This window comes from Scleromatobacter humisilvae (assembly GCF_023231945.1).
GTDB lineage: Bacteria > Pseudomonadota > Gammaproteobacteria > Burkholderiales > Burkholderiaceae_C > Scleromatobacter > Scleromatobacter humisilvae.
In genome coordinates, this window is sequence record NZ_JAJLJH010000003.1 from 377521 (window position 1) to 399031 (window position 21511).

A 21511-nucleotide genomic window follows, 5' to 3' on the forward strand; every position below is an offset into this window, starting at 1 on the left:
ATGGCCATGATCGAGCGAATGATCGCGAGTACCGCGCAGGGCGACCTGCTGGGTGGCCTGTTCTGGCGCGCGCCGACCGCCGGGCAGAGTCGCGGACGAGCGCTGGTCGAAGCCCGGGCACTCACGAGTGACGCCACGCATTGGGCACAGGCGCAGGTCGGATCGCATGTGCGCTATGGCTTGTTCCAGCCGCGGGCCTCGGAGGAGGGCGTGCGCCTGCCCAAGGGGACGCTGGCGGCCGCGGCCTGCTTCTCGCGCCTGGTTGGCCAGCGCGCTCCGAACGCCGCGCTCGTGCTCGCCGTTCCCGCGTCCGCCCAACGCAAGGAGGACAAGTATTTCGTCGTCTGCCTCGAGGACGGCGTCCCGGTGATCGACGTGCTCAGCAACGAGATCGACGCCCGCAACGCGCTGGGCGGCGAGGATCGTCCGATCTGGAGCGACAACCCGGTCGCCTATCCCAATTGCGAGCCGGCCGATTTCGCATGGTTGGTCTCCGGCGGCGACCGTCTGGCGCGGCTGCAGCCGATGCCGATCAACCCGTGGCCCATCGTCGGCACGGGCCTGGCCGCCGCCGCCTCGCTGGGTGCCTGGGTGCTCGTGCAGCACCTGCATCGTGTCGAGGCCGAGCGCAAGGCCGTGGCGGCGGCGCGCGCGGCCGATCCGACGCCACGCTACCTTGCGGCGCTGGCGGGCCAGCAGGCCTCCATGGCGACCGACCGCTCGACCCTGGTGGCGGCGACGCGCGAGATCTTTGGCTATCGCACCTGGATCCCCGGCTGGAGCCTCGCGTCCGCCGAATGCAGTGCGCGGGCCCAGGCATGTACGCGAGATTGGGTGCGACGCGGCGGCAGCTTCGAAGATCTGCGCCGAGCCTTGCCAGACGAGACGCTCGAAATGCTGGTGCCGCAAGGCAGCAGCGTGCCAGCGCTCGACGTCGCACGCACAAGGCGCCTGTTCACGGTCGCCCGTCACACGATGCTCGATCCGCACAGGCCACTGCGCTCGCTGCAGGTCACGTTCTCCGACGCCGGGCCGCAGTTGCAACGCTGGCGCACGGCCGACGTGGTCGTCGATCTGAAGAGACCCTCATTGTGGCCTCGCGTACCCGAGGTGCCAGCGTCGTTCCAGCATCCGGCCGCCGTGCTCGCGGGCGACGTCGACATGCACAACGTGCCGGGGCCCTTCATCGTCGAGGCACTGAGTTCGGCGCCGGACTTCGTCAGTTGGGAGTCGGTGCGCGTCGATCTCGGCGAAGGCTCGGATGCGCGCGGCCTGCTCAAGTTCTCTGCTTCGGGAGTGTTCTATGTCGCGGCACGCTAGGCGTCCACGGATCTTGCTCAAGGCACCGATGTCGTGCGCCCTCGCACTCGCCGCATCCGTGGCTGACGCACAGACGATTGCGGACTACAGCCGCGCACAACGTGCGCTGCTCGAGAGCGCAATGAGCCAATCCGCCGCGCGATCGGCGGGCATGGCTGCTTCGGCGCCGGCCGTGGGGGCGTCGGCGCCTGTCGCGCCAGCGGCCCCCGTGCCTCGCGTGACGATGCCGGTCATCGCGCCGGCTATCCAGGTCAGCGGGGTCTTTGCGTCTCGAGACGGCGCAGTCGCGGAGGTCGTGGTCAACGCCACGGCCTACTTGCTGGCTGTCGGCCAGGGAGTCCCCGGCACCCCGTGGCACGTGGAGGCCATTGCCGTGGACCGCGTGGTGCTCGGTCGACAAGGCAATGCAGGCGGCACGGCTGCGGACGGCGCCCGCAGGGCCTTTTCCTTGCCCGCGCTGCGCTGAGCGACTCATGGGACTGTTCGAGATGTTGCGTCGTCGTGAGCAAGCGGAGTCCGTGGCCGTGCCGTCATTGGCCGCGCATCGCAAGTCCGGGAGCAAGGCGATCGATGGCGAGGCGCCGTCGCGCGCAGTGGCCGAGGAGCCGCGCCTTGCGGCGGTGCTGGGATCGTCCTCTGCGAGATCGCCTTCGGGCCGCCTGGATCGACGCCTGGTCGACCTCGGGGAGCCGAGGTCTACCTCACCATCGCCTGCCGGCATGGCGTCCGAACCGCCTCCCGGCGATCGTGCGCCCGAGTTTCGTGAGACCGAGGTCCGTCCGGAAGCCCTTGCGCACTTTCATCAACTGCCGCCCTACCAGGCGCTGCTGACGGTAGGCCCCGAAGCGGTCTACCAACTGCCGGCGCTGCTGCACGAGAAGCTGATCGCGCTCGACTGCGGTGCCCGCCAGGCTCGGCTGGTGCGCGCGACGATGCCGGCCGCCGACAAGCTGGCTCTCGATGGCACGGCCAAGGCAGTCAAGGGCGCGTTGCGGGCGCGTGGCTATGGCATCGTTGGCGAGCTGGTGGCGGAGCCACACGTCCTCAAGGAGATCCTGCGCAACGCAGGCGCGTCGGGCAAGGGCGGCCCCAAGGGCGGCCCGATGCAGCTGTTCGAGCGCTGGATCGCTCTGGCCGTGCCCACCGGCGCGACCGACCTGCACATCGAAGTTCGTCGCAACACCGCCGTCGTCCGGATCCGGATCGACGGCCGCATCGAAGCCTTGCCCGACGGCCAGGGCGGTCGTTACAGCCGCAAGGAGGTGGTCGATGCGATCGCCGCGGGCTACAACAGCACGCGCAAGGGCAACAACGTCTCGCAGTACAACGCTGACCAGTTCGTCGACTGCATGATCGATCTCGATCTGCCTGGCACGGCGGGGCAATTGCGTTACCAGAACGTCAAGGGGCGACTGGGGCCGAAGACGGTCGTGCGGATCCTGCGCACCGGCGACGAGAACCGCATCCGCTTCGACGCCGCCGGCTACGCCCCGAGCCATCTACGGCTGCTGCGTCTCGCGGGACGTGCCGGCAAGGGCATCGTGCTGCTGTCAGGTGTCACGAGTTCGGGCAAGTCGACGAGCCTCAAGAGCTTCATCGAGACGCTGCCGGGGCTCGACCAGAAGGCGATCTACACGGTGGAGGATCCGATTGAATACGAGATCGCCGGAGCCCACCAGATCGAGGTGCTGCGCGACATCGCCAACGACGACGAGACACGCCGCCGCTATGCCGAGGTGATGCGCGCGCTGATGCGATCCGATCCCGATGGGGTGATGCTCGGCGAGATCCGCGACAAGCTGACCGCGCTGTTCGCCCTGCAGATCGCCGAGACGGGCCACCTCGCCATGGGGACGGTGCATGCGCACCTGATCTCCAACATCATCCCGCGTCTGACCAACGACCAGATCGGCGTGAGCCGCCAGGCGCTGACCGGCCCGAATATCCTCAACCTGCTCGTGTACCAGGCGCTCGTGCCCAAGCTGTGTCGCTGCTGCGCGTTGCCGACGGCTCTCGCGCTGAGAGTCGATCCTGATGCGCGCGAGATCGAGGAGGTGCTGAGGCGCCGCTTCGGGCTCGCCACCGCCCGGCTGCGCTGGACACGCCCCGAGGGTTGCGCCGCCTGTCAAGGCCGCGGCACGCATGGCAAGACCATCGTCGCCGAGATGTTGCAGCCCGACCGCGCCTGGCTGCGCCACGTCCGCAACAACGACGACGACGCGGCGTTGCAGCACTTCCGTTCGGCGAGCAATCGTCAGTTCGACAGCGCCGACATGACCGGCAAGACCGTTTTCGAACACGCGCTCTACAAGGCGCTGCAGGGGGAGATCGACGTGCGCAACTGCGAGGAGTTCGACGGCTTCGAGCGTTTCGAGATCCTTCCGGCGGAGCGGCCATGAGGTCGATGCGTGCACCCGCGAACTGGTCTGCGCTGATCGAGTTCCGGTCGAGACGCGCCGAGTTCTACCGCGATTTCGCCGAGATGTACCAGCGCAACGAGGCGATGGTGAGCTTCCTCGAAGGGGAGATCGCCAACGCGAACCTCACGCGGCAACGCAGCCGGGCGCGCGCGCTGCGCATCGTGTTGCATCGGCACCAGGACGGCGAGCACGCCAGCCGGGTGTCGCACCTGCTCGAGGGCGTCGTGCCGCGTTCCGACGCGATGCTGTTGACTGCCGTCGACCGCGCGGCCGACAAGCCGCAGGCGCTCAATGCGCTCGCCGATGCCATCGACAAGCAACAGCAGATGCTGCGCCTGACGCTGTCGTATTCGGCGTTGCCCGCGATGACGATCCCGATCTGCTACGCCCTGATCGTGGTGCTCGGCAAGGTGATCCTGGTCATCGACGAGGCCACGCCCGTGTACGCGCAGGAAGCTCTGTGGGAGGGCATCAATGGCTGGGCGAAGGCCGTCGCGATCTTCGCGCAGGCCTGGGGAACGCAGACGCTGCTCGCGCTTGGCCTGGCGTTGGCCGCCATGCTCTGGTCGCTGCCTCGGTGGCGTGGGCCCTTGCGCCTGTGCGTCGAGGCTTGGCCGGTCTACAGCCTCTATCGCGATTTCCAGGCGGGCATGCTTTTCAGCTCGATGGCAATGATGCTCAAGACAGGCGAAACCCTGCAAGGCAGCATTGATGACGTCACGCAACGCGCCTCGCCGTGGATGAGATGGCACCTGGGACGCGTCGTCGACGCCCTGGACGAGAACCCGACCGCGACGCTCGACGCCTTTCGCCGCGGCCTGTTGTCGTCACATCTGCTTTCGCGTGCCGCCACGCTCAATCGCTCCAGCGCGTCGTTTTCGGACGTCCTGATCCAACTGGGCACATCCGAAGGCGAACGCGTGTTGGCGCGGGTGAAAAAAGCGGCCGTAATCGCGAACTTCGCGCTCGTCGGGTTGTTCGCCTCCGTGGCAACCTTCATGGGCGTTGCGTCGATGACGGTGCCCGGCAAGTTCGCTTCGCTGATGGAGCCGTCCAACCTGATGACGCTGCGCGCGATCTACGACGCGGAGCATCCGCAGCACTGAATGTCGGCGTCGCGCACCGCCGCGCGCCTTCCCGCGCACACGCACGGATTCCCGCGCGCGTGCAGTCCCCGGACGACCAAGCGTCCATTCCGAAAGCCAGAGGAGAAATGAAGATGTTCCACTCCCAACGCCGTGCCGCACGCACGGCTTCGTCCCGACGCCGCCAAGGCGGCAATGCCCTCGTGTTCAGCATGCTGGGCCTCGTCATCGGTGGCATCGTGCTGGCGCTTGGCATCGGCTACTACCAGAACTCCCAGGCGAACGCGCAGGTGCAAGGCACCATCAGCGAGATCAGCGCCATCATCGGCGGCGCGCAGCAGAACTACGGGCAATACGGCTACAGCGGCCTGACGACCGCCGTGGCGGTGGGCTCCCGCGTGATTCCCGACACCCGTGCTGACGCGGGCGGCACGACGGCGACGAACAGCTACTCCGGTGCGATCACGCTCGTCGACAACTCGGCCGCCACGCCCAGCACCGCCAAGCTGAGCTATGCCAACGTGCCGGCCACTCAGTGCACGCAGTTGATCAATGGCGCACAAAGTCTCGCGCGTCGCATCACCATCGGCACGACGGACGTCAAGCCGCTGGACGGTGTCATCGATGTCGCCAAGGTCAATACGCAATGCACGTCAGCGGCCAGCGTCGGGATCGACTTCGTGTTCGGCCGCACCTGAAGCCATGCCGTCGCCTCGCGTTCCGTCTCTTGCCAGCACGGGCGGTAGCCGCCGGCGCGGCAACGCCGTGGTCTTCGCACTGCTGGGCTTGCTGATCTCGGCGCTCGGGGCCGTGGGCGTCATCCAGGGCAACCGCTTGCAGGCCAAGCATGAGGCGGGCAACGGCGAGGCAACGATCCTCGACAACCTGCGCGGCGCCACCAACAACGCCATCTTCGACGGCATGGGGCTGATCCAGAGCGGAGCGGCCTTCGGCAAGGGCGGCGTGACGGTCATCCCAGTCGACGTCGATGGCGCGCTCGTCTGGCGGCCGACCATCCAGCAACTGGTGGCGATGGGCTACCTGCCGGCCGGCTGGACCGCGACGACCTCCACGCTGAACGACGCGCCTTACGCGATCGCCATCACTCGCGTCCCCGCGGGTTGTGTCGCCGCCGCGTGCAACATCGAAGGCCACATCGTCCTGGAGGGGCCGATCCGCAGCGGTCCGAGCGACAGCGACAGCGCGGTGATCGGTCCCATCCTGGCACGCATCGGAGCCGACTCGGGCGTTTCTCTGCCGATGGATCCGACGCACATCCAGGGGTTCGGCAAGACATGGAGCCTGGACAACCCGGTCGCCGGGCAGCCTGCCGGTGTCGTCGCGATCCGCGTCGGCACGGCCTCGTCCGGCTTCGGCCAGTTCGTGCGCATCGGCGACACGCGCGACCCCAGCCTGCTGGGCAATCTCACCGTCGCCGGCAACACGCTGTTCGGCGATGGCACGACGCACAGCGAGTTCCGCTCCGCACTGCAGGTCGATGGCCAACCCGTCGACGTGCGAGACGCCAGCGGCGCCGCCTGCGTCTCGCTGAGGCCGGACGGCGTGGTCGACATCCAGTGCAGCGGCTCGCTGTCGGCGACCACGGGCGTCTTCCGCGACGCGTCGGGCCGCACGACGACGATCGCTGCCACCGGCCTGGTGACAGGCGGCAACGTCGCCGCGGACGGCGGCCTGTCCACCGCGGCGATGACGGCGTTCGCGGCGGACGATCCGCACGCATTGGTCGTCAAGGCCGGCGACCTGTTCGTGCGCAATCCCACGGGCACCGCGTTGCTGCGGGTCGCGGCCAATGGCGACGTGACGGCCGGCAACGACCTGGTGGCCACCGGCGCCGTGACGGCGCAGCGCCTGACCTTGTCGGCCAGCGTCAACGAGGGCGATGCGTGCAGTTCTGGACAGGTCGCGATGATGGCGTCGGGGGGACTGGCTACCTGCCAAGGAGCGACGTTTCGCGCGACCGCGCGTTACGCGCGACTGGGTGCGGCGTGCGCGACGCCCGGGCTGCAGGCCGTCGATTCCACGACCGCCGATGCGTTGCTGTGTCGCGGTGGCTATTACGCGAGCCAGTCATGGCTGACCTCGTCGCGCGTCTACATGGCAGGCTTTGCCGTGCACCACGGCGATTTCATCGCGGCCGCGATCGCGTTGCCAAACGGATGCCCCGCGACATCCAGCCCGGTCGCGCCGCAGGCCACGATCTTCTTGCTGCCACAAACGGACTCCGAGACACCGGGCAATCCCGTGCTGAATCGGAACGCGACGTGGACGGGCTCCGGCTGGACGATCTCGCTGACCGACGGCACGGGCGCCCCGACGACCAGCAACGTCGTGGCCGAGGTGTACTGTCTCTATCCCTGAGGCAGAGAGTGGAATCTCGACAGCTGCGCCTCGTCAACTCCCTCGGCCGAGCGCCTCTCGATTGCCGGCATTGCGGGCCTCGTCATCGGCGCGGCGCGTGCCAATCGAGAACGATGCTTGGTGTGGGCAATGCGGCCGCGTCGCGCAAGGCGTTGCGGATGGAGAGGCAGCGGTGTTGCGGTTTGCCATTCGCGATGGCGATGTGGGAGCTGTCCGACGCCAGCCTGACCGCCGCATCCCGCTTGCTCCGATCGACCAACGACGCGTGAATTCTGTCGATATCGTGCGGGCGCTTTCTCAGCGCCGAACGATCGGCACACTCCCGCCGGAGAGCGACTCGATGGCTGCCGTGCTTTCGGTGACGGCCTCGATCGCGAGTAGGAGGCCGCGGTGGCAATGAGGCGCTCGATCGCCACGAACGCGTAGTGCGCGACCTGGCCGCGCCGATCACGCTTGCCAGGGAGTCAGTACGCCGGCACTTCCAGCGAGCGCTGGACGGCCACGACGATCTCGATGATGGGCTTGAGCGGGAGCACGAAGACCGCCGTACCTGCGATGTGCTCTGTCGCCGCGAAGGCTGGGCGCGAGCTCGCGGAGCGGATCGCGCTTGCCGAAAAGGCGATACGCGTCGCGTCGGCGAATGAGTCGCCGGTCGCAGTGACGTCGAAGGCGGCTTGGCCGTGAGCCAGGGATCCGGGCGTGCCGCCGGTCTGCGCAATTGCCGTGAAGCCGTCGGCACGGATCTCACGCGGCTTGTCCGCCGTCAACGCGAAGACAACCAGGCCATTGGCGCGTCGACGATGACCAGCGCTCGCGGCATGCGCGAGCGCGGCCGCTTGGTGGGACGTGACGGCCCACTGATCCGGCCAGGCGGCCTCGTCTCATGCGAGATTGCGCGCGCCTCGTCGATTGCCACAGCGAGTGACTGTTCGTCAAACATGCGGCCCAGACACTCGTGGCGCGGACTGCGCGAGCCTGATTGTCCGAGCCGACGGTCATCGCGGGCGCGATATCTCGTGCCGAACCTTCCCGGTCGCCGCCGCGGCGGCGATGACTGTCCGGCCTCGACGACTGGGCAGGTCGATCTCCGCCTTCGTCGAAGGAAGTATCAATGCAGTGACGACGAAGGCTCTCAGCGCGCCAGCGACGCCGGCCCGGCCGCTGCCAGCTTGCGCTTCAAGGTCGGAATGTCGGAGGTCTCCCGCATCGCCTCACTGGCCTCGATCTCGCCGCGGCGCACGAGTTCGACCAGGCGGTTGTTCATCGGCACCCATTCGCTCGCACCGAGGCGATTGTCCTCGCGGATGGCGCTCTCGAGGCCGATCCAGTCGCCACGCTCGATGTACTGCGTCACCTTGCCGGTGTTGAACAGCACGTCGGCCGCCATCAGGTAGCGCTTGCCATCCTTGGACGGCACCAGCGCCTGGCGCACGACGGCGATCAGGTTGCCGGCGAGCACCGAGCGCATCACGTCGGCGCTGGTGCCGGTGTAGGAGAGGATCTTGCGCATGGTGCCGGTGACGGACTTGCCGTGCGTCGTCGCGATCATCAGCGAGCCGGATTCGCCGCCCTGGATCGCCTGTTCGGCGGTCTCGGCGTCGCGGATCTCGGAGGTGAGCAGCACGTCGGGGCTCATGCGAAGGGCCTCGCGCATGCCGTCGGCGAAGCTGAGCACGTCGTAGCCCACCTCGCGCTGCGTGATGATGGACTTGCGCGGCGCGATCTTCTTTTCGACCGGATCCTCGATGGTGAGGATGTGGCCGGAATGGTGGGCGTTGTGCCAGTCGAGGATGGACATCGCCGTCTCGCTCTTTCCCGAGCCGGTGGGGCCCGTGATGACGATGAAGCCGCTGGTGGACTCGGTGAGCGTCGAGACCAGGTTGTGCGGCAGGCTGAGGCTTGTCAGCGCGGTGATGTCCGGCGGCGTGATGCGCATCACCAGGGCGAGCTCACCCGTGCCGTGCATGAACAGGCTGTAGCGCAGCGAATGCCCGCCGCGGCCGTCGAGCCGGATGTTGACGGAGCGCTGGCGAGCGAGCACGGGCTTGATGCGCGTGTCCCAGTAGTCCTGCACGGACTGCTGGTGACCGCGGTCGTCGCGGTGATGCCGCGCGGCGCCGTCGACGTAGCCGGCGAGGTAGGTGACGATGTGTTCGCGCGTGACGACGAACGGCGGGATGGCCGAGAACAGCTGGTGCAAGGGCAAGGTGCCGCGCGCGGACTTGGCGCGGATGACCTGTCCCTCGTGGATCATGATGTCGGTCATCGACGGCGCGAACATCAGCGCGTGCTTCACCGCGGCGCCGATGCCGTGTTGCTTGTCGGAGGGCAACTGCAGCGGTTGCTGGAGCGTGGGGATGTCGGTCATGGCGGCCTGTTGGGAGGAAGGCTGTAAGCGCGCGCTCAATGCGCGGGCGGAAGGTAGGCGATCTCGCTGAACACACCGAGGGCTTCGCCGTCGCGTGGCGGAGCGGCGTTCACGAGCTTCGAGGACGGTGATGGCCCGGTCGACGACACTGGAGGTGGCGGTGGGCGTCCGGGTGCCAACCTGCGATCGGCCGGGAACGGCAGGACGCTGGCCGGCATCGCGTGCCAGCGCATCAGGAGGCTGGCGATCTGGTTGGCATACCAGGCGGCGCGGGCGGGCGTGCGCGAGTGGTAGGCCCCCACGGCCTGCCAGCTGTCGCCGTGCTGGTCGATCTGGCGCCGATAGTGCCAGGCCGCCACTTCGGCGGAGACGCAACCGTCGAACAGCGCGGCGCGAGCGATGCCGTAGCGACCCAGCTCGGACAAGTGGACGCTGTTGATCTGGAAGGCCCCCACGTCGACGCTGCCGTTGGCGTTGTGCCCCAGCGCCGCGGGTTGCAACTGGCTTTCCTGCCAGCCGATGGCGCGCAAGACCAGGCTGTTGACTCCGTGCCGCGCGGCCGCGTCGTCGATGCAATCCGCGTGCGCCGTCGCGATGGCCGCGCAGAGTGCAGCGGCGAGCGCCGCGCGCAGTGGCGCGATCGTTCGGTTTCGAGCAGGGCGGAGTATCGATTGGGAGGGCACGACCCGATTCTGGGAGCGCCGTCTCGGATCTCTCCTGCGCCAAATCGCAGGTTTTCGGCGATTTGGTCGCCCGCGCCGAAATTCAGACGTTCCGCACGGACGGTGCGGGTCGCCTCAGCGGCGCTGTCCCAGCGCCCGCGCCGGCAGGAACAGCAGCGCCGTCAGCAGCGCGAACACCGCGCTCACGCTGATGCCCACGAGCCGGAACGGCAGCGACAGCAGCCACACGATCGGGTACAGCACGAGTGCAAGCAGGGCCAGCGGCCAGCAGAAGACGAACAGCAGGCACCAGAGGATGAACGTGAACATGGCAGGTTCTCGAAGGACGGGCTTGAAGGCCTCGGATGTCGCCACGATGCGACGATCGCGCCAACGGGTCAACCATCGTCCGACGAACCGCCGGGATTGGCCGACGGACCGTGTCGGGCGAGGATGTGCCGGCGCGTCAGCGGACGCCCTTGCCCTCCAGAGGGCATCTTCCCGGCAAGGCAGTTCCGCGCGAGGTCGAGCAGAATGGCGCATCGCCCACTCGCCATCGGCCACGCCATCATGACCGCCCCTTCCGTCGTCGAACTCAACCGCATGGGTGCCGAGTGCCTGCCTGGCCACCTGGGCGTCGCGATCACGCACGCCGATGCCACCGAAGTGCGCGCCGAGATGGCCGTCGCCATGAAGCTGATGGCGCCCAACGGCTACCTGCATGCCGGCAGCGTCGTGACGTTGGCCGACACGTCCTGCGGCTACGCCTGCATCGTCAACCTGCCCGAGGGAGCGACCGGCTTCACGACGATCGAGCTGAAGTCCAACTTCCTCGGCACCGCGCGCGAGGGCACGCTCGACTGCGTCGCCACGGCGCAGCACCGCGGGCGCACCACGCAGGTCTGGGACGCGGTCGTCACGCATCGCGAGACGGGCAGGACGGTGGCGCTGTTCCGCTGCACGCAGATGATCCTGTGGCCACAGTCGGCCTGAACGCAGACGCCGACATGAGCGCCATCGACGACGACGCGCGCCGCCTGGTGGAGATCCGCGCCTATCGCCTCAAGCCCGGCACGCGCGACGACTTCCACGCCGCGGTGACCCACGACGCGCTGCCGATGGTGCGCGCCTACGGCATGGACGTCGTGACGCACGGCCCCGTGCCCAACGACGACAACGGCTACTTCCTGGTGCGCTCGTTCGCGAGCCTGGCCGAGTTGACGGCGCAGGAAGACGAGTTCTACGGCTCCGCGCCGTGGCGCGAGGGGCCGCGCGAATCGCTGGTGTCGCGCATCGAAACCTACGTCGACACGCTGCTGTGGCTGGGCCCGGCCGCCATCGCAGACCTGCGGGCGGGCAACCCGCCGCCGTCCGTGGTCGCCTGAGACAACGCACAGGCATCCGCCGCGTGCGAGCGCGTCGGCGCACGAGGCCAGCGCCTGCGCGCCGGCTCGCTCATGCGCGCGGTACCCGCTTCAAGCCGCGGGCGCTTCGCCTTCGGGCGTGCCGGCGGCCGCCGGTTGTTCCTGCCCGGTCGTGTCGTTCGAGTTGCCGCTGCTGCCGCCACCGCCGGACGACTTCTTGAACGCTTTCTCTTCCTTCTTCTTTTTCTTCTCGAGTTCGCGCTGGCGCTTCTCGTACGAATAGTTTGGCTTCGCCATTGTTTCCTTTCAGTGGATCCCACACGATACCCGATAGCGCGTGGGCTGCAGGAGCATCATGGGAAATGCACGCGGCGCCGGTGGCAATCGGCGGGGTTAAACGGCGGGAATGCGGTTCAGGCGCGGTCGGCGGCCGCGTCCTGGTCGCACTTGCGGCAGGCCAGCGTCCGGCCGAGCACGGCCGCGCGGCCCTCCGGCGTCTGCGTCCAGGGCCGGTTCGTCCAGGGCGGATCGTGGCGCACGTGCTGGTCGTGGCCGCAGGCGAGTTCGGCGACCCAGTCGCCCTGCTCGTCGAGGTGGAAGCCGACGATGGGCCTGTCCATTCCGGCGTCTACGTTTTCGGCGGCTGGTGGATCGACAGCGTGTTGCCGTCCGGATCCTGGAACCACGCCACGCGCGAGCCGTCGGGGGTGTCCCAGATGCCGTCGGCGCCCAGCGGCAGGCCGGGAAAGCGCGCCATCGCCACGCCGCAGGCGGCTAGCGCGCGCACGGTGGCGGCGAGGTCGTCCACCGCCCAGCCGAGCGCCGTGTACGGGTGCGGCGCCACGGCCTGCACGCGCTGGATGCGCAGTTGCGTGCCGTGGGCGTCGAAGATCAGCGCGTAGCCGTTGTCCTGCACCAACGCCAGCCCCAGTTGGCCTTCGTAGAAATCGCGAGCGCGGTCGGCGTCGGCGGTGGCGATGAAGCAGACGAGCGGGGTCTGGCTCAGCATGGCATGCTCCCGGCGAGACGCCTTCAGTTCTTCGCCGTGGACACGGCGGACGCGGCCAGGGCCTGCAGTGGCGCGGCGGGCGCCCGGCAGCCCAGCGTCTGGCCCACGCCCTTGAGGAAGGCCCGGCGCACCGAGCCGGCGGCGATCGCCGCGGCGACTTCCTTCGAATGACGCTCCGCGCCATCGAGCTTGCGCACCCAGCCGCGGAACGGGATCACGCTCTGGGCGGCACCCTGCAGCGCGTCGTTTGCCGCGTCGCCCGCCATGTTCGAGCTGCGTTCGAGCAGGCCGGGATCGGCGGCGGTGGGCGGGGTGTCGAGGTCGGCGCCGAGCGCGCCGTCGAGCGCGCGCACTTCGTTGGCGAGGGCGGGGCAGTCGCGCTGCGACGGCAACGCGTATGGCGCCTTGACGGCGGCCTCCAGCACCCCGGGGATCTTCTCCTGCACTAGGTTGAGATCGGCCAGCGGCGCCTCGACGGCCTTCTGCAACTGGACGCCTTCCCTGGCCGCGCCCTTGGCGGTGTCGGGCGAGGCGCAACCGGTGAGGGCGAGCGCCAGGCCGGCGGCGGCGAGAGCCGATGCGATGGTGAGGTTCATCGCCCGGAGCGTATCAGCGTTCGGCGGCCGCCTGCTCGCTGACGCGCGCGCGCCAGCGCAGCAGGCCGATCGCGTAGGTCACGTAGTAGCCGGCCAGCGTGCCGAAGATCGCCATCGTCAGCGGGTTGCTGCCGATCTGCATCGACTGCGGATCAAGGCCGCGGCCGGCCGTCTGCTGCATCACGAAACGCCATGCGAGCCGCACCACCAGCAGCAGCGACAGCGCGATGCCCAGGTGCGCGTTGGGCGTGTAGAACAGCCCCGCCGGCGTCACCTCGAACTTCGTCAGCCGCGTGCCCAGCACGCCCAGGCCGGCGCCGACGGCCGCGCCGGCCAGCGCCAAGACGGCCGTGGCCGGATGCGCCAGGTTGGTCGCGAGCAGCAGCGCGAAGATCAGCGGGAACACGACGACGGTGATCCACGGCCGCACCTTCGAGAGCCGCTGGCGTCCGACCACGCGGCGGATGCGCGCATAGACGCGCCACACGACGAGCGCGGCGAACGCGAGGACGATGAGGAAGTGGGTGTCAAGCGTGGCGGGCATCTGCAGGCGGATCCGGTCTCAGAAGAGGAATGGCACGAGCGCCTTCACGCGCGCCCGGTACGCATCGTAGGCGACGCCGAAGCGCTCGCGCATCCAGCGTTCCTCGAGGCGGTACTTGCGCAACGCGGCCAGGGTGAAGATGGCCACCGCCAGCAGTCCGCGCCACTGGCCCAGCGCGATCGCCGAGCCGAGGAAGCCGAGCAGCAGCCCCGTGTAGATCGGATGGCGCACCAGCGCGTAGGGGCCGCTGGTGACGAGCTCGTGATCCTGCTTCAGCGTGACGATCGCGCTCCAGTTGCGGCCGATCGTGCGGCGCGCCCAGATGGCGAACGCGAGGCCGCCGCAGGTCATGGCCACGCCGAGCCAGAACTCCCACGACGCCCACGGAATGAAGCGCGTCTCCAGCCCGAGCACGTCCAGGCGCGGCGACCACAGCATCGCGGCGGCCAGGAACATCGGCCCCAGGTGCAGCGCCCGCGACACGAACGGCTCGCGGCGCGCGGTCTCCTTGACGTCGAGCGAAGCGACCCACCAGTAGGCCGCCCACGCCGCCCACAGCGCGGGAAGGAGCCAGCGGTGCAGCAGCGAATCGAGCTCGGGCGTCATGCGGCGATCATGCAGCAGCGATGCGAAGCAGGAGCCGATCGAGCACGATGCCCGCGAGCACGCCGACGCCGTAGGCCACGAGGTTCTGCCACGAGAACACCTGCCCCAGCAGCAGATGGCCCACGGCCGTGTGGCGGAACTCCACGATCCACGGCGCCTGCCAAAGCTTGGCGACTTCGACGGCGACGCTGGTGGCCATCGCCAGCAGCGCAACGTCGCGCGTGCGCGCCCGCGGGCGCAGCGCGCGCCAGCCGAACAGCACCATCAGCGCCCACAGCGCATCGCCCGGATACTTGCCGAGCGCGGACGGCAGCGCGTCGGGCCAATGGCGCGAGGCCAGGCCGAGAGCGATCGTGGCCAGCATCGCGGCCAGCGCCGCGAGCCGGCGGCGCGACGCGTCGGCCGCCGCGCTCATCGACCGGCTCGCCGCCATTCGTAGCGCAGGTCGCCCAGTTGCATCACGGGCTCGAAGCCGCGCTCGACGATCTCGAAGCCGTGGCGCTCGTAGAAGCGCTGCGCGTTCGTGTTGGTGACGAAGGTGTAGAGCCACAGCTTGCCGTTCGACGCGGCCTTCGCGTGTTCCAGCAGCCGCGTGCCGATGCCCTGGCCGAGGTGGTCGACGTGGACGTAGAGCTGCATCACCGACTCCGGCGTGAACGCGCCGAAGCCGACGAGCTGGCCGTCGCGCAGCGCGAGCTGCACGCTGGTCTCGACGAGGACGTGTTCGTCGAGGTAGCGCAGGTGCTCGTCGCGCGGATTGGGCACCGGCGCGCCGACGCCCAGCGCGAAGCTGGCGCGCCACAGGTCGACCAGGCGTTCGCGGAATTCCGGACGATAGGGGATCAGGTCGACAGGAATGGGCATGGGGCATCGCCGAGTGCGAAAAGGCGCATTCTGGGGCTTTCTGCGCAGGTGTCCGGCGGCGCTTGCAACAGGGCTTGCATTGGCCGCCGCCGAGGCCTAGACTGTATTTAATCACAGTGCTCGACGACAGGCCGCCACTCCCTGTCGCGGTACGAATCACGCCCGGTTCGCCGGACGTCAGCGCATAGCCGCGCACCCCGTCGCTCGTGCCTCGCGCAAGAGCCATGTCGCTTCGCCGACGAGTCTCGCTGCAGCCTGCAGCGTCCGATTCGCACGGAGCGATCCTCGCCCGCTCCCTGTCATTGCCCGCCGCAGGTTCCGGCCTGCGGGGTCGCCACCGTCTCTCCGCCATGGCCACGCTATCCGCCTACGCCGAACTGCACTGCCGCAGCAACTTCAGCTTCCTCACCGGCGCCTCGTCGCCCGAGGAACTGGTCGAGCGCGCCGCCGCGCTGCGCTACACCGCGCTGGCTGTCACCGACGAGTGTTCGCTGTCGGGCGTGGTGCATGCGTACGAGCAGGCCAACGAACTCAAGTTCCCGCTCATCGTCGGTGCCGAGATGCGGCTCGAGCCCACGGTCGGCGGCGTGCCGATGCGCCTGGTGATCCTGGCCACCACGAGGCGCGGCTACGGCAACCTGTCGCAGTGGATCTCCGTGGCGCGCCGGCGTGCGGAGAAAGGGCACTACGACGCCCGTACCGGCGACCTGCGGGGTCAGGTGCCCACGATGCCCCACCTGGCAGGCCTGCCCGACTGTCTCGTGCTGCTGCTGCCCACGGCTGGCCCGGTGCCGCTGGGCGCGCTGGAACCCGGCGCATCGAGCGGCACGGCGGGTTCGAGCGTGCGCGTCGGGGTCCACGACGGGTCGCCGGAGCGTCGATCAGGCCCGTCGGCAGGCGCTGCTCCGGTCAACGCCCAGTTGTCCGGCCTGAGCGTGATCGCCGCCGCGCGGGCGAGTGCGGCGGCGGCGATCGCGTCGAACTCGCCCGGCGCCGGGCGCCCGCGCGGGCGCGAGACGCGCGAGGCCCGCGACGGCCCCAGCGGGGACGGCCCGCTCGAGCCGCCGACACCTCCCAAACTTGCTCCGCCGTCCAAGGCCAGGCGCGTTGCCAGGTCACTGCCACCACCGCGGCCGTCCACGGTGCTGTCGTTCGAATCGCTGTTCGCGCAGGCGCAATGGCTCAAGACGTGGATCGGCGAAGACCGTGTCTGGCTGGCCATGCCCTTGCTGATGCAGGGCGACGACGACGAGATCCGCGAACGCGTGAAGGCCGTGGCCGCCGCCACCGGCCTGCGCATCACCGCCGTCGGCGACGTGGTGATGGCCACGCGCGCCGCCAAGCCCTTGCAGGATGTCCTCACTGCCACGCGCCTGCGGCGCACCGTGTCCGAGTGCGGGCACGCGCTGGCGCCCAACGCGGAGGCGCACCTGCGCTCGCGGTCGCGCCTGCAGACCGTGTGCGAGTCCGAGTGGCTGGCCGAGACCGTGGCGATCGCGGGACGCTGCAAGTTCTCGCTGGGCGAGTTGAAGTACGAGTATCCGCAGGAGATCGTCCCGGCTGGCGAGACGCCCACCAGCTGGCTGCGCAAGCTTGCCGAGGCCGGTGCGGCCAAGCGCTTTCCGGCAGGTGTGCCCGAGAAGGTGCAAAAGCTGATCGAGAGCGAACTCGGGGTCATCGAGCGCCTGAAGTACGAGGCCTACTTCCTCACGGTGGCCGACATCGTCGCCTGGGCGCGGGCCAACGGCATCCTGTGCCAGGGCCGCGGAAGCGCTGCCAACTCCGCGGTGTGCTTCTGCCTGGGCGTGACCGAGGTCGATCCCTTCGTCCGCGAGGTGCTGTTCGAGCGCTTCATCAGCGAGGAGCGCGGCGAGCCGCCCGACATCGATCTCGACTTCGAGCACCAGCGCCGGGAAGAGGTGATCCAGTACCTGTACAGGAAGTACGGGCGCCATCGTGCGGCGCTCACCGGCGTGATCATTCGCTACCGGACGAAGTCGGCGGTGCGCGACGTGGGACGCGCGCTGGGCATCGACCTCGATCGCATCGATGCCGTGACGCGCTCGCTGCATCACGTCGGTGGCGACGCGGCGCCCAGCAGCGCGGCGGAACGGCTCGCCATGTCGCTCAAGGAGCACGGCTTCGATCCGGATTCTCGGCTGGGATTTCAGTGGATGGCATTGAGCCTGCAACTGCGCAATCAGCCGCGTCATCTCAGCCAGCACCCCGGCGGCTTCGTCATCGCCAAGGACGATGTGGCGCTGTACGTGCCGGTCGAGAACGCCGCGATGGACAAGCGCACCGTGATCCAGTGGGACAAGGACGACCTCGACGTCCTCAAGCTGCTCAAGGTCGACATCCTGGCGCTGGGCATGCTCAGCGCACTCCGGCGAGGTCTCCTGTTCGTCGATGAGAAGATGCGCCAGGTGATGCCGGGGCCGCCGCCGCCGGAGTGGTTCCTCGAGGCGAAGCGGCAGGAACAGGTCGAGATCCGGCTGCGCGCGGACGGTCCGTCCAGCGGCCGCTCGGGCAACAGCGGCACCCGCATCAGGCGCACTTCGAATGCCTTTTCCAGCGCCGGGGCAGCGGCCTGCATGGGCATCGTGGCTGAGCGCGTCCAGCTCGATTCCGAAGCGAGCCTGCAGGACATTCCCGCGGAGTGCAAGGCGGTCTACGACATGCTGTGCACCGGCGACTCGGTGGGCGTTTTCCAGGTGGAAAGCCGCGCGCAGATGAGCATGCTGCCACGGCTGAAACCTGCCGAGTTCTACGATCTGGTGGTGGAGGTTGCCATCGTCCGGCCCGGGCCAATCCAGGGTGGCATGGTGCATCCGTACCTGAAGCGGCGCGAGCAGAAGGAGCCCGTCACCTATCCGAGCGACGAGGCGGAAACGGCACTGAAGCGCACCTTGGGCGTTCCGATCTTCCAGGAGCAGGTGATGCAACTGGCCATCCTCGCGGCCGACTTCACGCCGGGCGAGGCCGACCAGTTGCGGCGCGGGATGGCGGCCTGGAAGCGCAAAGGCGGCCTGGAGCCATTCAGGGAGAAGCTGATCAGCCGCATGGTGGCCAAGAACTACGACCCGGAATATGCCCAGGCCATCTTTCGGCAGATCCAGGGCTTCGGCGAATACGGCTTTCCGGAGAGCCATGCGGTCAGCTTCGCGCTGCTGGTCTACGTCAGCGCATGGATCAAGCGCCATCATCCCGACGCCTTCCTGGCCGCGCTCCTCAACAGCCTGCCGATGGGCTTCTACGCCGCGCCCCAGCTCGTGCGCGACGCGCGCGCGCATGGCGTCGCGGTGCGGCCGGTGGACATCACGATCAGCGACTGGGACTCCACGCTGGAGCCGCAGGCGCCGCACGAGGCGGTGCCGGCCTGCGCGGAGCGCGCGATCCCGGGCGGCCAGTGCGCGGTGCGGCTTGGCCTGAATCGCGTGAGCGGCATTGGCGAGGACGAGGGCCGGCGCATCATGGCCGCGCGGGCGCAGGCGCCGTTCGCCAACGTGGAGGATCTCGCTCGGCGCGCCGAGCTCGATTCGCATTCGATGCAATGCCTCGCGGCCTCCGATGCGTTGTCCGGGCTGGCCGGCCAGCGGCGCGACGCGATCTGGGCCGTCGCCGGCGTCGACACCCGCGCCACGCCCATGCTCAAGGCCACGCGCACGGTCGAGGATGCCGAGCCCGAGTTCGAGTCGTTGAGCCTCGGCGACGCCGTGCTGGCCGACTATCGCGCCTTGGGCCTGTCGCTGAAGGGCCATCCGCTGGCGCTGCTGCGTCCGGCGCTGGCGCCGTTCAAGGTGCAGCAGGCGGCGCTGCTCAACGCGGAGTACCGGCCGGGGCAACTCGCGCGCGCCAGCGGGCTGGTCACGCACCGCCAGCAGCCCGGTACCGCCAAGGGGGTCGTGTTCGTGACGCTGGAGGACGAGACGGGCAGCGTCAACGTGATCGTCTGGCCCGCGGTGGCCGCGGCCCAGCGCAAGCCGCTGCTGGCGGCGTCGCTGCTGACGGTCTACGGCGTTTGGCAGCGCGAAGGCGAGGTGCGTCACCTGGTGGCCAAGACGCTGGTGGATCACTCGCCAATGCTGCAGGGGCTGGTCACGCGCAGCCGGGATTTCCACTGAAGCGCAGGCACATGGAACACGCATCGATCGCCGCGCACTCGCGATGTGCCACGGCCCGGCCGTTGCCTGCCGCGAGGACGGACGCCGCGCGCCGCCGACTTTCCGCGAACCGCCGGCCATCAGTTCCCAGCCGCATCACCGCGCGCACCCGTCGACGTCCGGCTCGACGCCATCCCGTCATCCCGCCCGATCGCCAACCAGGCCGTCGCGCAGGCAAGTTGCGGATCGTTGCGCGCACGACCCGGCGTGGGCGCGCCATCCCTCGTCTCGTGTCGCATGCCCACGACGGCCGAACGCAATCCCTCAGGGCCGGAGCGTGGTGCGCGTCGATAATTTCGAGCCTGCCCCTCACGCGGCGAACGCTTGGCGCTGGCTGGTTGCCGAGCGACTCGACTGCCGCGTCCGGCCTCGCCGTCCGCTTCGGCCTCCGCCCCCGGATCCTTCGCGCTAACATCCTCCGAGGACTTCCGCCCGAAATGAATCCATTGCCTGCCTGCCCAGCCCCAACCGCCCCGATGCGCCTGGCGCGCCGGTCGAATCGATCGGCGTCCGGCATGGCCCGCACGCCTCGCACCTCTCCTGCCCATGCGGGCGTCGTCGCCGGCATGGCGCTGATGCTGGCGCTCGCCTGTGCGGGCGCGCGGGCCGGGACGGCCGAGGGCTACGAGGCGGGTCGTCGCGGCGACTATGCGACGGCGTTGCGCGAGTTCCAGCCGGCGGCCGAGAAGGGCGATCGCGACGCCCAGCTGGCGCTTGCCGACATGTACCTGCGGGGGTATGGCGTCGCGGCCGATCCGGTTATCGCGGCGCGCTGGTTCCGCAAGGCGGCCGACCAGGGCGATGCGCGCGCACAGACCAATCTCGGCTTCCTGTACGAGCAGGGCAAGGGCGTCGCGCGCGACTTCGAGGAGGCCGCGAAGTGGTATCGCAAGGCGGCCGAGCAGGGCGAGCCGACCGCGCAGAGCAATCTTTCCTACATGTCGCTGATCGGCCGAGGCGTGCCGCAAGACGACGCGCAGGCCGCGCACTGGGCCACGCTCGCCGCGAAGCAGGGCCTGGCGGTGGCGCAGTACCGGCTGGGCGTCTTCTACACGAACGGCCAGGGCGTCGACCGTGACGACGCCGCCGCGCTGCACTGGTACCAGGCCGCGGCCGACCAGGGCGATGCGCGGGCGCAGAGCGCGCTCGGCTGGGTCTACAGCGAGGGCCGCGGCGTGCCACGCGACCCGGAAGCCTCGCTGCGCTGGCTGCGGGTATCGGCGTCGCAGGGCGATCCGACCGCGGAACACAACCTCGGCATGGCCGAACTCAACGGCCGTGGCGCGCCGCGCGACCCGGCCGGGGCCGAGCGCTGGATCCGCAAGGCCGCGGAGTCGGGCTACGCGCCCGCGCAGGTCAGCCTCGGGCTGATGTACGCCGCCGGCGACGCCGTGATCGCCGACGAGAAGCAGGCCGTCGAGTGGTACCAGAAGGCCGCCGCGCAGGGCAACGCGTCGGGCCAGAACAACCTCGGCTGGATGCTCACCAACGGGCTGGGTGTCACGCGCGACGACGCCGCCGCGTTGCGCCAGTTCAAGCTCGCCGCGCGCAAGGGCAACGCCTTCGCGATGGACAACCTCGGCTGGATGGCGGAGGAGGGTCGCGGCCAGCCGGTCGACGCCGCCGAGGCCCAGCGCTGGTATCGCCTGGCCGAGGCGCGTGGCAACGCGCCCGCCCGCAACCATCTCGCGTTGCTGTACGCGCGCGGCAAGGGCGTCACGCGCGACGACGCCGCCGCGCTCGGCGGCTTCCGCGCCGCGTCGGCACAGGGCCTCGCGCCGGCGCGCCACAACCTTGGCTACATGGTGGCCAACGGCCTGGGAGGCGTGCCGCGCGCCGATTTCGCGGCCGGCGTCGCGCTGCAGAGCCTGGCGCGCGAAGCATCGCCGCCCAGCGCGGAGGAACTGCCCACGCTCGACCCGTCCAAGCTGTCGGCCGCCGATCGCGCGCGCAGCCAGCAGTTGCTCGCTGCGTTCAGAAGCAATCCCAACGTGCTGACCGTGCTCGACTCGATCGCCGGACCGCCCGGCGCGAACGCGCTCGGCCCGGCCACGGGCAACGGCAACGCGTCGAACAACGGCACCGATGGCCACGCCATCGTGCCGCCGTCGGCGACGCAGCGCTGACGAGC

The 21511-nt window shown here is 69.4% G+C and carries 21 protein-coding genes and 1 pseudogene; 10 read left to right on the forward strand and 12 right to left on the reverse strand.

Annotated features, from left to right (window positions below):
* The 6 genes from LPC04_RS14795 to LPC04_RS14820 all read left to right on the forward strand — a co-directional run bounded on the left by LPC04_RS14795 (position 1) and on the right by LPC04_RS14820 (position 7204).
* On the forward strand, positions 1 to 1320 hold the full coding sequence (locus LPC04_RS14795; protein WP_275683017.1) for a hypothetical protein: 1320 nt from the start codon (positions 1 to 3) through the stop codon (positions 1318 to 1320).
* 121 nt (positions 1321 to 1441) lie between these two features.
* Positions 1442 to 1786 (forward strand): hypothetical protein, encoded by a 345-nt coding sequence (locus tag LPC04_RS14800; RefSeq protein ID WP_275683018.1) that lies wholly within the window; start codon positions 1442 to 1444, stop codon positions 1784 to 1786.
* A gap of 7 nt (positions 1787 to 1793) precedes the next feature.
* Positions 1794 to 3719 carry a GspE/PulE family protein gene (locus LPC04_RS14805; protein ID WP_275683019.1) on the forward strand — a complete coding sequence of 642 codons (1926 nt, stop codon included), beginning with the start codon at positions 1794 to 1796 and terminating at the stop codon, positions 3717 to 3719.
* An 83-nt stretch (positions 3720 to 3802) separates the two neighbouring features.
* A complete protein-coding gene (locus LPC04_RS14810) occupies positions 3803 to 4846 on the forward strand; it encodes a hypothetical protein (protein ID WP_275683020.1) in 1044 nt (347 codons plus the stop codon).
* Positions 4847 to 4953: 107 nt separating this feature from the next.
* Positions 4954 to 5523 (forward strand): type 4 pilus major pilin, encoded by a 570-nt coding sequence (locus LPC04_RS14815; RefSeq protein WP_275683021.1) that lies wholly within the window; start codon positions 4954 to 4956, stop codon positions 5521 to 5523.
* A 67-nt stretch (positions 5524 to 5590) separates the two neighbouring features.
* On the forward strand, positions 5591 to 7204 hold the full coding sequence (locus LPC04_RS14820; protein WP_275683022.1) for a hypothetical protein: 1614 nt from the start codon (positions 5591 to 5593) through the stop codon (positions 7202 to 7204).
* A 464-nt stretch (positions 7205 to 7668) separates the two neighbouring features.
* Here LPC04_RS14820 and LPC04_RS14825 read toward each other — a convergent pair whose 3' ends face one another.
* From LPC04_RS14825 to LPC04_RS14840, 4 genes and pseudogenes are all read right to left on the reverse strand, one after another.
* Positions 7669 to 7971 carry a GrpB family protein gene (locus LPC04_RS14825; RefSeq protein WP_275683023.1) on the reverse strand — a complete coding sequence of 101 codons (303 nt, stop codon included), beginning with the start codon at positions 7969 to 7971 and terminating at the stop codon, positions 7669 to 7671.
* Between the two features lie 365 nt (positions 7972 to 8336).
* A complete protein-coding gene (locus LPC04_RS14830) occupies positions 8337 to 9572 on the reverse strand; it encodes a type IV pilus twitching motility protein PilT (protein ID WP_275683024.1) in 1236 nt (411 codons plus the stop codon).
* Positions 9573 to 9745: 173 nt separating this feature from the next.
* Positions 9746 to 10213, reverse strand: a pseudogene (locus LPC04_RS14835) (lytic transglycosylase domain-containing protein); the annotation flags it as partial.
* Positions 10214 to 10369: 156 nt separating this feature from the next.
* Positions 10370 to 10564 (reverse strand): hypothetical protein, encoded by a 195-nt coding sequence (locus tag LPC04_RS14840; RefSeq protein WP_275683026.1) that lies wholly within the window; start codon positions 10562 to 10564, stop codon positions 10370 to 10372.
* A 240-nt stretch (positions 10565 to 10804) separates the two neighbouring features.
* Here LPC04_RS14840 and LPC04_RS14845 point away from each other — a divergent pair, with 240 nt between their 5' ends.
* Positions 10805 to 11227: a PaaI family thioesterase gene (locus LPC04_RS14845; protein ID WP_275683027.1), complete on the forward strand. Its 423-nt coding sequence runs from the start codon at positions 10805 to 10807 to the stop codon at positions 11225 to 11227.
* 14 nt (positions 11228 to 11241) lie between these two features.
* Positions 11242 to 11619 carry an NIPSNAP family protein gene (locus LPC04_RS14850; RefSeq protein ID WP_275683028.1) on the forward strand — a complete coding sequence of 126 codons (378 nt, stop codon included), beginning with the start codon at positions 11242 to 11244 and terminating at the stop codon, positions 11617 to 11619.
* Between the two features lie 90 nt (positions 11620 to 11709).
* Here the strand turns inward: LPC04_RS14850 and LPC04_RS14855 are convergent, their stop codons facing one another.
* The 8 genes from LPC04_RS14855 to LPC04_RS14890 form a co-directional block, all read right to left on the reverse strand.
* On the reverse strand, positions 11710 to 11895 hold the full coding sequence (locus tag LPC04_RS14855) for a hypothetical protein (RefSeq protein WP_275683029.1): 186 nt from the start codon (positions 11893 to 11895) through the stop codon (positions 11710 to 11712).
* Positions 11896 to 12011: 116 nt separating this feature from the next.
* Positions 12012 to 12218 carry a DUF3565 domain-containing protein gene (locus tag LPC04_RS14860; protein WP_275683030.1) on the reverse strand — a complete coding sequence of 69 codons (207 nt, stop codon included), beginning with the start codon at positions 12216 to 12218 and terminating at the stop codon, positions 12012 to 12014.
* Between the two features lie 8 nt (positions 12219 to 12226).
* Positions 12227 to 12607 carry a VOC family protein gene (locus tag LPC04_RS14865; RefSeq protein WP_275683031.1) on the reverse strand — a complete coding sequence of 127 codons (381 nt, stop codon included), beginning with the start codon at positions 12605 to 12607 and terminating at the stop codon, positions 12227 to 12229.
* A gap of 23 nt (positions 12608 to 12630) precedes the next feature.
* Entirely contained in the window at positions 12631 to 13203 is a 573-nt protein-coding gene (locus LPC04_RS14870) for a hypothetical protein (protein WP_275683032.1), read from the reverse strand.
* Positions 13204 to 13216: 13 nt separating this feature from the next.
* Positions 13217 to 13747 carry a CcdC protein domain-containing protein gene (locus tag LPC04_RS14875; RefSeq protein WP_275683033.1) on the reverse strand — a complete coding sequence of 177 codons (531 nt, stop codon included), beginning with the start codon at positions 13745 to 13747 and terminating at the stop codon, positions 13217 to 13219.
* A gap of 18 nt (positions 13748 to 13765) precedes the next feature.
* Positions 13766 to 14353 (reverse strand): methyltransferase family protein, encoded by a 588-nt coding sequence (locus tag LPC04_RS14880; RefSeq protein ID WP_275683034.1) that lies wholly within the window; start codon positions 14351 to 14353, stop codon positions 13766 to 13768.
* A 7-nt stretch (positions 14354 to 14360) separates the two neighbouring features.
* Complete coding sequence (locus LPC04_RS14885; RefSeq protein ID WP_275683035.1) at positions 14361 to 14768, reverse strand: ribosomal maturation YjgA family protein; 408 nt, start codon at positions 14766 to 14768, stop codon at positions 14361 to 14363.
* A complete protein-coding gene (locus LPC04_RS14890; protein ID WP_275683036.1) occupies positions 14765 to 15217 on the reverse strand; it encodes a GNAT family N-acetyltransferase in 453 nt (150 codons plus the stop codon). The genes LPC04_RS14885 and LPC04_RS14890 overlap by 4 nt, the downstream gene beginning before the upstream one ends.
* 350 nt (positions 15218 to 15567) lie before the next feature.
* Between LPC04_RS14890 and dnaE the strand changes: the two genes are divergently transcribed.
* On the forward strand, positions 15568 to 19341 hold the full coding sequence (dnaE, locus tag LPC04_RS14895; protein ID WP_275683037.1) for a DNA polymerase III subunit alpha: 3774 nt from the start codon (positions 15568 to 15570) through the stop codon (positions 19339 to 19341).
* A 554-nt stretch (positions 19342 to 19895) separates the two neighbouring features.
* Positions 19896 to 21506: a tetratricopeptide repeat protein gene (locus tag LPC04_RS14900; protein ID WP_275683038.1), complete on the forward strand. Its 1611-nt coding sequence runs from the start codon at positions 19896 to 19898 to the stop codon at positions 21504 to 21506.
* Positions 21507 to 21511 lie beyond the last annotated feature (5 nt).

Excerpts from the sequence above, each read along its gene's own strand:
- LPC04_RS14840 (WP_275683026.1), bottom strand. The coding sequence starts at position 10,564 with ATGTTCACGTTCATCCTCTGGTGCCTGCTGTTCGTCTTCTGCTGGCCG.
- LPC04_RS14860 (WP_275683030.1), bottom strand. The coding sequence starts at position 12,218 with ATGGACAGGCCCATCGTCGGCTTCCACCTCGACGAGCAGGGCGACTGG.
- LPC04_RS14900 (WP_275683038.1), top strand. The coding sequence starts at position 19,896 with ATGGCCCGCACGCCTCGCACCTCTCCTGCCCATGCGGGCGTCGTCGCC.
- LPC04_RS14855 (WP_275683029.1), bottom strand. The coding sequence starts at position 11,895 with ATGGCGAAGCCAAACTATTCGTACGAGAAGCGCCAGCGCGAACTCGAG.
- LPC04_RS14875 (WP_275683033.1), bottom strand. The coding sequence starts at position 13,747 with ATGCCCGCCACGCTTGACACCCACTTCCTCATCGTCCTCGCGTTCGCC.
- LPC04_RS14865 (WP_275683031.1), bottom strand. The coding sequence starts at position 12,607 with ATGCTGAGCCAGACCCCGCTCGTCTGCTTCATCGCCACCGCCGACGCC.
- LPC04_RS14880 (WP_275683034.1), bottom strand. The coding sequence starts at position 14,353 with ATGACGCCCGAGCTCGATTCGCTGCTGCACCGCTGGCTCCTTCCCGCG.
- LPC04_RS14850 (WP_275683028.1), top strand. The coding sequence starts at position 11,242 with ATGAGCGCCATCGACGACGACGCGCGCCGCCTGGTGGAGATCCGCGCC.
- LPC04_RS14845 (WP_275683027.1), top strand. The coding sequence starts at position 10,805 with ATGACCGCCCCTTCCGTCGTCGAACTCAACCGCATGGGTGCCGAGTGC.
- LPC04_RS14795 (WP_275683017.1), top strand. The coding sequence starts at position 1 with ATGGCCATGATCGAGCGAATGATCGCGAGTACCGCGCAGGGCGACCTG.
- LPC04_RS14810 (WP_275683020.1), top strand. The coding sequence starts at position 3,803 with ATGTACCAGCGCAACGAGGCGATGGTGAGCTTCCTCGAAGGGGAGATC.
- LPC04_RS14830 (WP_275683024.1), bottom strand. The coding sequence starts at position 9,572 with ATGACCGACATCCCCACGCTCCAGCAACCGCTGCAGTTGCCCTCCGAC.
- LPC04_RS14800 (WP_275683018.1), top strand. The coding sequence starts at position 1,442 with ATGAGCCAATCCGCCGCGCGATCGGCGGGCATGGCTGCTTCGGCGCCG.
- dnaE (WP_275683037.1), top strand. The coding sequence starts at position 15,568 with ATGGCCACGCTATCCGCCTACGCCGAACTGCACTGCCGCAGCAACTTC.
- LPC04_RS14885 (WP_275683035.1), bottom strand. The coding sequence starts at position 14,768 with ATGAGCGCGGCGGCCGACGCGTCGCGCCGCCGGCTCGCGGCGCTGGCC.
- LPC04_RS14815 (WP_275683021.1), top strand. The coding sequence starts at position 4,954 with ATGAAGATGTTCCACTCCCAACGCCGTGCCGCACGCACGGCTTCGTCC.
- LPC04_RS14870 (WP_275683032.1), bottom strand. The coding sequence starts at position 13,203 with ATGAACCTCACCATCGCATCGGCTCTCGCCGCCGCCGGCCTGGCGCTC.
- LPC04_RS14890 (WP_275683036.1), bottom strand. The coding sequence starts at position 15,217 with ATGCCCATTCCTGTCGACCTGATCCCCTATCGTCCGGAATTCCGCGAA.
- LPC04_RS14805 (WP_275683019.1), top strand. The coding sequence starts at position 1,794 with ATGGGACTGTTCGAGATGTTGCGTCGTCGTGAGCAAGCGGAGTCCGTG.